The sequence below is a fragment of the Methylobacterium sp. Leaf113 genome (assembly GCF_001423325.1).
Lineage (GTDB): Bacteria > Pseudomonadota > Alphaproteobacteria > Rhizobiales > Beijerinckiaceae > Methylobacterium.
This window is the reverse complement of record NZ_LMNJ01000053.1, coordinates 175,448-184,241: the sequence shown is the minus strand read 5'-3', so window position 1 is coordinate 184,241 and position 8,794 is coordinate 175,448. Positions and strand designations below refer to the sequence as shown.

Sequence of the window (8,794 nt, the reverse complement as noted above, 5' to 3'; positions counted from 1 at the left end):
GAACAGGTCCGCCATCGCCGCCTCCGTGCTGCAAACGGCGGCTCTGAATCACAAAACCAGAATTCTCGCAACGTCTTGGTTCGGTTCACACCCTAGGGTTCGGAATGGGGAGAAGTAGTGTCGAGCTGGGCGATCAGATCGCGGAAACGGTCCGGCACGGGCTGCTGAACGATGGTATCGTACAGCGCGCGCAAATGTAGACCGATGCGTTTTTGGGTGTGATCGCTGAGGCCTTGTCCTGCCGACGAGGCGTCCGCCTTCGAGGTAGAACCTTCCGCCGAAGGCCCGTGCCTCGATCCGTCATCATCCATACTAAGGTCCCCTTGGATGTCGACAAGCGACATCGCCGCGATTGTTTTGCGGCTTCACATAGGCCATGGCTGCACCTGCAACGCTGGTGTGAACAATCGGTTCCCGACCAGCGGAACGGAGCCCTGCATTCCGCGTTGTGGCGGAGGCGCCCGAGAGAACGGCAAAGCCAAGGGGATATAATGTCGACAGCTCAACTCGTCGTTCAGCATCTGCCGTACCTGCGCCGTTATGCGCGGGCGCTGACCGGCAGCCAGGTTGCTGGCGACGCTTACGTAGCGGCCACCCTGGAGACTCTCGTGAACGAGCCGGAGACGCTCGGTCGCAGCTCCAACGTGAAGGCCGACCTGTTTCGTGTCTTCACCCGAATCTGGAATTCGCTGTCCGTGAATGGCCAGAGCGAACAGGTGCAGCATGACCTTCCGGCGGAAGTCCGGCTCGGACAGATCACGCCTCTGCCACGCCAAGCCTTCTTGCTCTCCTGCCTCGAAGGGTTTTCCGAAGAAGACGCGGCGATCATTCTCGACGTCGACGTCAGCCAAGTCCGCGACCTCGTCGACGAGGCAGGCCGCGAACTTGCCGCTGATATGGCAACCGAGATTCTGATCATTGAGGACGAGCCTCTGATTGCCATGGATCTCGAGGCTTTGGTCGAAGGACTCGGCCACAACGTGATCGGGGTCGCGCGGACCCGGACGGAGGCTATCAAGATCGCGTCCGGTGGAACTCGTCCAGGTCTGATCCTCGCTGACATCCAGCTCGCCGACGGGAGTTCGGGTCTTGATGCCGTTAACGATCTCCTCAAGACCTTCGAGGTCCCGGTTATCTTCATCACCGCCTATCCCGAGCGCTTCCTGACGGGCGAACGGCCGGAGCCGGCGTTCCTCATTGCGAAGCCGTTCCAGCCTGCCAACGTCTCGGCCGTGATCAGCCAGGCCCTGTTCTTCCAGCAAAGCGCTCGGCGACGTGAGGCGAAGTCCGCCTGATATACCCCAGCCCCGGAACGTCGCGTTCGCGCTGGATCTCCCATCCGATCGCTCATCAACCCCGGTGTCCGCACCGGGGTTTTTTCGTTGCGGCGCGGGCCGCTGTCGCGTGGCGGGCCGGCATAAAAAAACGGGTCGGAAAATCCGACCCGTTTGGAAGGTTCCGGCCTGTGCACAAGGGGAATGCGGGGGAGGACCAGGCGGCCGGGTGCTCGAACAACGGCGTCGAGAACCGCAGGTTCCGAATGGGCCAGACCCTGCTGCATCTTTCTCCGCTGTGATGCGCTGAGGCCACAGCGGAAGCGCTCCTGCAGCCGATCTTTCGTTACTCCAGACAAAGCGATTTATTCGGCTAACGCCACGATACCCACGATCGAACGGTTAAGGAACCGTTGTGGCAGCGCCGCGTTACCGCATTAGCCTGTCAAGCTCCCTGTGGAGATTACGACGATGTTTCGCTCCGGCTTGTTTCTCAATGTGAGTGGGCCGGCTGCGCTGTTGACACTGCTGATACATCCGGCCCTGCGCCACAGCGCTGATCAGAACATCGTTCAACAGCGCTCAGTCATATCAGCGCCCGCCAATGCCAGCGGGGAGGCAATGTTTCCCCCGCGGACCGGACGTCCCGTTCACATCGCGTCGATACCGAATATTCGAGACCGATCGATGCTTGTTGCACCCTCAATCGGTCAAACAGCAAGCGAACGGGACATCCCTCGTGTTCGGAAGCCGCTTCAGGAAGGTTGTGAACGCTCGATCAGCTCTCTGGCGGGCCCTGAGGCCCGCCGCATGGTGCCCGGCCGGTGCATGACATAAAACGTTCGGTTGTCTTCTAATACCAGCGAGCGCTGATGGTGACTCACGGGGTTTCGGATAGGCGGCGGATCTGATTCGATGCGGTGAACCGGGGAGGTTTGCCATGTCCGCAGCCGTGCCGCTTCGCGAAGACTTCAACGCCGACGCTCTGCGCCATCTGGCCAAGACGAGCCGGGATGCCGGGCAAAGCCGGCGTCTTCTGGCGTTGGCGACGATCTACGATGGTGGTAACCGCACGGACGCGGCCCGGATCGGAGCGGTGGGCCTGCAGACGGTGCGCGATTGGGTGTTGGCCTTCAACGCCGATGGTCCGGTTGGCCTGATCGACGGCAAGGCACCGGGGCAGCGGCCCAAGCTGAACGACGACCAGCGCCGGGCGCTGGCCGCGATCGTCGAGCGCGGTCCAGACCCGGATCAGGACGGCGTCGTGCGCTGGCGGCGCACGGATCTGGCCGCCTGGCTCTTTGCGCGCTTCCGCGTCAGCCTGGACGAGACCACGGTCGGGCGCGAGTTGCGGAAGCTCGGCTTTGCCAAGCTCTCCGCCAGACCCCGGCACTATGCCCAGGATCCGGCCGCGCTGGCGGTGTTTAAAAAAGCCTGCCCGCCGCGGTGAGGGCGATCCGCGCCACGCTGCCCGTCGGCACGGACATCGAGTTGTGGTGGCAGGACGAGGCTCGCGTCGGCCAGAAAAACACCCTGCCACGTCGCTGGGCGCGTCGCGGCACGCGGCCCACAGCCCCCAAGGATCAGCGTACGGAATATGCCTACATCTTCGGAGCGATCTGCCCTAAGAAGGGCAAGGGCGCCGGCCTCGTCCTGCCCCGCTGCAATGCGCAAGCGATGAACGCGCACTTGGTCGAGATCAGCCTCGCCGTCGATCCCGGCGCCCATGCCGTGCTGATGCTCGACGGCGCCGGCTGGCACGTCGCCGGCGACCTCGTCGTGCCCGACAACATCACACTGTTGCAGCTCCCAGCCCGCGCTCCGGAACTCAACCCCGTCGAGAATGTCTGGCAGTTCATCCGCGATAACTGGCTCGGCGACCGGATCTTCACGTCCTACGACGACATCGTCGACCGCTGCTGCGACGCCTGGAACAGGTTCACCGATCAACCCTGGAAGATCATGTCCATCGGACTACGCAAATGGGCTCATCGGTTATGATCAGCGCCCGTTGGTATAAGGCCTCAACAAGAAACACCCCGTTCCATAGGTACGGGGTGTTTCTTGTTGCGTAGAATGGCTCGCGTGAAACAGCGTGCACCCTATTGAGGCTGCACGCCGTCCCGAAATTACTCGTCGCCGGGACGACCGGATCCACTGGACTGGCCGCCCTTACGGCCGGCATTCGATGCCAATTCGCGGTCCTGCGAAAACGAGCGCTTTTCTGCCGGGACGCTGCGGCCGCCCTTGCTCGCGATCTCTCGCTGCCGTTCGAGGTCCATCGATGCGAAACCTCGCTTCGAGGTGGAATTTCCTGATGCCATCAGTGCCTCCTCAGCTATGCGTTCACTGTCATCACAACCTTTGCCAATATCGATGGTTCCTCGTCTGATGGCTGAGCCGGCAGTTAGTACCGCCACCATTGGCATTTAATCCGAGCGTGACCATTGAACCTGCGTTGGGTGGTCTCAGCCCGTCGGCCTTAGGCCGGCGTCAGGGTTTCGCTATCCGTGGCCCCACTCGCCGGGGCTGGACAAAGCCTGTTTGGCTCGCATTGGATACATGACGATCGTGGCGTGCCCGCAAGGACGTCGCGCCGCTGGAGCCCGCCCTATGACCCTCGAAACCGAGGTTACGTCCCTTCGCCAAGTGCCGTTGTTCAGGGGTGTTGAGCCCTCGCGCCTCAAGTTGCTTGCCTTCACGAGTGAGCGAGTACATTTCGAGGCGGGGCAGCAACTCTTCGCGCGCGGCGACGCCGCCGATGCAGCCTACCTGTTGCTGGAAGGGTCGGCCGAGGTCGCGATAGAAGGGCCGCATGGTCCGTTTCGCCTTGCGCTCCTTGGCGCCAATGCCCTGGTTGGCGAAATGGGCATCCTGGCCGATCAGCCGCGCTCCGCCACGGTCGCCGCGGTAGAACCGGCCACCGCACTGCGGATCGACCGCACCGTGTTTTTGGAGTTGCTGGCTCAGTTCCCTCCCATCGCCATCGCGGTGATGCGGGAATTGGCCCTCCGTCTCGAACAGACCAACCAGCAGCTTGCCGAGACCCGGGGTTAGGCGGGGTCGGGGTAGCGTAGACCTGTCGATTCAGGCAGCCGGATAGGCGATGAATTCCATCAGGGACCCATCCGGGTCTCGGAAATAGAGACTGACGCCGGATCCGGCGGCTCCGTTGCGCTCGACCGGTCCAAGTTCCACGGTTACGCCTTGCGACGCCAGATGGGCGGCGGCCTGTTCGATCGTTCCCGACCAGCGGAAGCAGAGATCGCTGTTGCCCGGCATGACAGGCCGCTCGGCGAGCGGGGTCGCATTCACACCCGGCCCATGAACGTTCAGTTGCACCCCTCCAAAGCGGTAGGCGAACGCCGCTCCGCGCGGGATGAGTTCTGCGCCCATGACGTCGCGATAGAAGGCATTGGACCGCACCCAGTCGGTGACATGAATGACGCAATGGTCCAGGTGCACCGCCGGGGCGAGATCGGTCAGGATTGTGCCGGTGTCAAAATCTGCCAGCGTCTGCGTCTCGACCATGCGCGATCGTGCCTCGTTCCCAGGATGGGGAGTCCGATCATGCGAGGCCGCTTCCTTCGACGCAATGGCTCCAAACGCCGGCCGATCGTAGGCACCTCGAAAACGTCACTTCCGGGCACGACAGAGCGAGGACTACTTCCGGGAAGGTCAGCAACATCATGACTGCGGCGGGAATGACACAACGTCGGGCGGCCGGGAGGGGTAGTCAGGGGACAGTGCCGTCGCCCAACGCGTCGAAACGTGGAGTTGTCCATGCCATCCCGCCGCCTCGTCCTCGGGCTGATCCTGATCGCACCCCTCGCCGCATGCCAGTCGCGCGGTCCCGTGAATCTCGCGCAGGACGATGAGGCGGCATGGTACACAGGAACGATGCCGGACAAGCCGTATGACGTGCCACTCGTCGACAAGAACCGGCTCGACCCAAAGTACCGACGTCAGGTGGTGCGGTACACCGGGCCGGAGAAGCCGGGCACGATCGTCGTCGACATCGACAACCGGCAACTCGCCCTGGTGCAGGAAGACGGCTCCGCCGTGCAGTACGGCGTCGGCGTCGGCAAGCTGGGTTTCTCGTGGAAGGGTCAGGCCCGGGTCGGACGGAAGGGTGTCTGGCCTGACTGGAGCCCCACCACCACCATGGTGTCGCTCAATCCAGACCTCCCGCGCACCCGCAAGGGCGGTGTCGACAATCCCCTCGGCGCCCGTGCGCTGTACCTCTACCAGGGCAATCGTGACATCCTGTTCCGTATCCATGGCACCAACGAGCCCTGGAGCATCGGCGAGCAGATGTCTTCGGGGTGCGTCCGCATGCTCAACGAAGACATCGTCGACCTCTATGAGCGGGTGCCCGTCGGCACTCAGGTCCTCGTCAAGCGCAACGGCAAGTACCGAGTTTGAGGTCGACTGCGAGTCGTAGCTGACGGTCACCCTGGAGCCCTCATCGGATCTGCGGTGACCGGACGAACCCGGGAAAGCGTTTCATGACCTTCACGATTTCAAGCGTTCAACCAGTGATAGCGCTCGTAGCCGGCGTGTTGATCCTGATCATGCCGCGCCTACTCAACTTTATCGTTGCGATCTATCTGATCCTGGTGGGGCTCATTGGCCTCGGCGTCTTCCGCTCGTTTGGATGATCGCCTGACGGCCACGTTACAGCCGGACCGAAGCGTCACGGTGTCGGCCCCTGAATGATCCATTCATCTTGCGTTGCAGCATGAGATGGTCCAACCCGCCGTGTTAGGCATGGGGCAGTGTTCACTCCTGCAAGCGGACGGATACAGATGGGCAAATGGGTCTACTCCTTCGGTGATGGCAAGGCCGAGGGCCAGTCGTCCATGCGCAACCTGCTGGGCGGGAAGGGCGCTAACCTCGCAGAGATGTCGAATCTCGGTCTGCCGGTTCCTCCCGGGTTCACCATCACGACCGAAGTCTGCACCTACTACTATGACCACGGGCAGCAGTATCCCGACGAACTGAAAAGTCAGGTCAAGGCCGCCCTGGACGCCGTCGGTGCGCTCACCAGCCGCGGCTTCGGCAATCCGGAGAACCCGCTCCTCGTCTCGGTCCGCTCCGGCGCCCGCGCGTCGATGCCGGGGATGATGGACACGGTGCTCAACCTGGGCCTGAACGACGTCACCGTCGAAGCCCTGGCGCAAGGTGCCGGTGACCCACGCTTCGCCTACGATTCCTACCGGCGCTTCATCACCATGTATGCGAACGTCGTCCTCGGCGTGGAACACCACGCCTTCGAAGAGGCCCTGGAGCACTACAAGGAAGGCAAGGGCGTCAGCCTCGACACGGAGCTCGGGGCCGAGGACTGGAAGCACCTCGTCGGCAAGTACAAAGCCATCGTGAAGGCTGAGCACGGTTCCGACTTCCCGCAGGCACCGGAGGATCAGCTCTGGGGTGCCATCGGCGCGGTATTCGATTCCTGGATGATCCCGCGTGCCAAGAAGTACCGTGAGCTGAACAGCATCCCGGAGAGCTGGGGTACGGCCGTCAACGTCCAGGCCATGGTTTTTGGCAACATGGGCGACACGTCGGCCACCGGTGTTGCCTTCACCCGCAATCCCTCGACCGGCGAGCGCGCCCTCTACGGCGAGTTCCTGATCAACGCTCAGGGCGAGGACGTGGTGGCGGGTATCCGCACCCCGCAGGACATCACCGAGAAGGCCCGCATCGAGGCGAAGTCCGATCGTCCGTCGATGGAATTGGCGATGCCGGATTCCTACGCCGAGCTGGTGCGGATCTACGGTCTTCTCGAGACCCACTATCGCGACATGCAGGACATGGAGTTCACCATCGAGAGCGGAAAGCTCTGGATGCTCCAGACCCGCAATGGCAAGCGCACCGCCAAGGCGGCCCTGCGCATCGCCGTCGATCTCGCGGCGGAAGGCCTGATCACCGAGGAGGAGGCTATCGGCCGCGTCGAGCCCGCCGCTCTCGACCAGCTCCTTCACCCGACCATCGATCCGAAAGCCGAGCGCAAGGTCATCGCCGCCGGTCTTCCGGCTTCGCCAGGTGCGGCCACCGGTGAGATCGTCTTCAATTCCGAGGACGCCGAAGCCGCCCGCAAGGCCGAGCGCAAGTGCATCCTCGTGCGTGTGGAGACCTCTCCGGAGGACATCCACGGCATGCATGCCTCCGAAGGCATCCTGACGACGCGCGGCGGCATGACCAGCCACGCGGCCGTGGTGGCGCGCGGCATGGGCAAGCCCTGCGTCTCCGGCGTCGGCTCGATCCGCGTCGACTACAAGGCGGGCACCCTCTCGGTCGCCGGGACCACCCTGAAGGCCGGCGACAAGATCACCATCGACGGCTCGACCGGACAGGTCCTTCTCGGAGAGGTGGCGATGCTGGAGCCCTCCCTGTCGGGCGAATTCGCCACCCTGATGGGGTGGGCCGACAAGGTCCGCACCATGAAGGTCCGCACCAACGCCGACACGCCGACCGATGCGCGCGCCGCTCGCAATTTCGGCGCGGAGGGGATCGGTCTGTGCCGCACCGAGCACATGTTCTTCGAAGGCGACCGCATCGTCGCCGTTCGCGAGATGATCCTCGCCGATGACGCGGAGGGCCGCCGGGCCGCCTTGGCCAAGATCCTGCCCTACCAGCGTCAGGACTTCGTCGAGCTGTTCACCATCATGTCGGGCCTGCCCGTCACGATCCGTCTCCTCGACCCTCCGCTGCATGAGTTCCTGCCTCATACCGACGAGGAGGTGCGCGACGTTGCAACCAGCACGGGCGTGTCGGAGGACAAGCTGCGCCGCCGCATGACCGAGCTGCACGAGTTCAACCCGATGCTCGGGTTCCGCGGCTGCCGCCTCGCCATCGCCTTCCCGGAAATCGCGGAAATGCAGGCGCGGGCGATCTTCGAGGCCGCCGTGCAGGCAGCCAAGGAGACCGGCGCACCCGTGACCCCCGAGGTGATGGTGCCACTCGTCTTCACCAAGATGGAGTTCGACATCGTCAAGGCACGCATCGACGCCATGGCAAAGGCCGTCGCTGCCGAAACGGGCGGCATCGTCGACTATCAGGTGGGCACGATGATCGAGCTGCCGCGAGCAGCCCTGCGCGCGGGCGACATCGCTGAAACGGCGGAGTTCTTCTCCTTCGGGACCAACGACCTGACGCAGACCGCGCTCGGCATCTCGCGCGATGACGCCGCGACCTTCCTGGGAGCCTACACCCAGAAGGGCATTCTCTCCGCCGATCCATTTATTTCGATCGATCAGGAGGGCGTCGGTGAGCTCGTGCGCATCGGCGTGGAGCGTGGGCGGGCGGTCCGGCCCGACATCAAGCTCGGAATCTGTGGCGAGCACGGCGGCGATCCATCCTCGATCGCCTTCTGCCAGGAGGTCGGCCTCGACTACGTGTCGTGCTCGCCCTACCGCGTACCGATCGCGCGCCTCGCTGCGGCTCAGGCGGCCCTTGCCGCGAAGGCCTCGAAGTAAGCGGACGCTTCAGTCTAGGCTTTCCCGAAGCTTACGACA

The 8,794-nt window shown here is 63.6% G+C and carries 9 protein-coding genes; 6 read left to right on the top strand and 3 right to left on the bottom strand.

The window, feature by feature from the left end:
• Window positions 1-92 precede the first annotated feature (92 nt).
• On the bottom strand, window positions 93-311 hold the full coding sequence (locus tag ASF60_RS25005) for a NepR family anti-sigma factor (RefSeq protein WP_082508148.1): 219 nt from the start codon (window positions 309-311) through the stop codon (window positions 93-95).
• 180 nt (window positions 312-491) lie between these two features.
• On the opposite strand from ASF60_RS25005, the gene ASF60_RS22545 reads away from it, so the two are divergent.
• Together ASF60_RS22545 and ASF60_RS24140 are read left to right on the top strand one after the other, a co-directional pair.
• Window positions 492-1,295: a response regulator gene (locus tag ASF60_RS22545; protein WP_055953119.1), complete on the top strand. Its 804-nt coding sequence runs from the start codon at window positions 492-494 to the stop codon at window positions 1,293-1,295.
• A 919-nt stretch (window positions 1,296-2,214) separates the two neighbouring features.
• Window positions 2,215-3,275 (top strand): IS630 family transposase gene (locus ASF60_RS24140; protein ID WP_200941016.1). Its coding sequence is split into 2 segments (ribosomal slippage): window positions 2,215-2,707 and window positions 2,707-3,275, totalling 1,062 coding nucleotides; the frame shifts between segments, so codons are not numbered across the junction.
• Between the two features lie 128 nt (window positions 3,276-3,403).
• Here the strand turns inward: ASF60_RS24140 and ASF60_RS22530 are convergent.
• Window positions 3,404-3,598 (bottom strand): general stress protein, encoded by a 195-nt coding sequence (locus tag ASF60_RS22530; RefSeq protein WP_055953126.1) that lies wholly within the window; start codon window positions 3,596-3,598, stop codon window positions 3,404-3,406.
• 289 nt (window positions 3,599-3,887) lie between these two features.
• Here ASF60_RS22530 and ASF60_RS22525 point away from each other — a divergent pair, with 289 nt between their 5' ends.
• Window positions 3,888-4,331: a cyclic nucleotide-binding domain-containing protein gene (locus ASF60_RS22525; protein WP_056190397.1), complete on the top strand. Its 444-nt coding sequence runs from the start codon at window positions 3,888-3,890 to the stop codon at window positions 4,329-4,331.
• 30 nt (window positions 4,332-4,361) lie between these two features.
• Here the strand turns inward: ASF60_RS22525 and ASF60_RS22520 are convergent, their stop codons facing one another.
• Entirely contained in the window at window positions 4,362-4,805 is a 444-nt protein-coding gene (locus tag ASF60_RS22520) for a VOC family protein (RefSeq protein ID WP_056190395.1), read from the bottom strand.
• Window positions 4,806-5,057: 252 nt separating this feature from the next.
• Between ASF60_RS22520 and ASF60_RS22515 the strand changes: the two genes are divergently transcribed.
• The 3 genes from ASF60_RS22515 (at window position 5,058) to ppdK (ending at window position 8,755) form a co-directional block, all read left to right on the top strand.
• Window positions 5,058-5,699 (top strand): L,D-transpeptidase, encoded by a 642-nt coding sequence (locus ASF60_RS22515; RefSeq protein WP_056190393.1) that lies wholly within the window; start codon window positions 5,058-5,060, stop codon window positions 5,697-5,699.
• Window positions 5,700-5,782: 83 nt separating this feature from the next.
• Window positions 5,783-5,935 (top strand): DUF3096 domain-containing protein, encoded by a 153-nt coding sequence (locus ASF60_RS24135; protein ID WP_082508141.1) that lies wholly within the window; start codon window positions 5,783-5,785, stop codon window positions 5,933-5,935.
• A gap of 147 nt (window positions 5,936-6,082) precedes the next feature.
• Window positions 6,083-8,755: a pyruvate, phosphate dikinase gene (gene ppdK, locus ASF60_RS22510; RefSeq protein WP_056190391.1), complete on the top strand. Its 2,673-nt coding sequence runs from the start codon at window positions 6,083-6,085 to the stop codon at window positions 8,753-8,755.
• The last annotated feature ends 39 nt before the right edge of the window (window positions 8,756-8,794 follow it).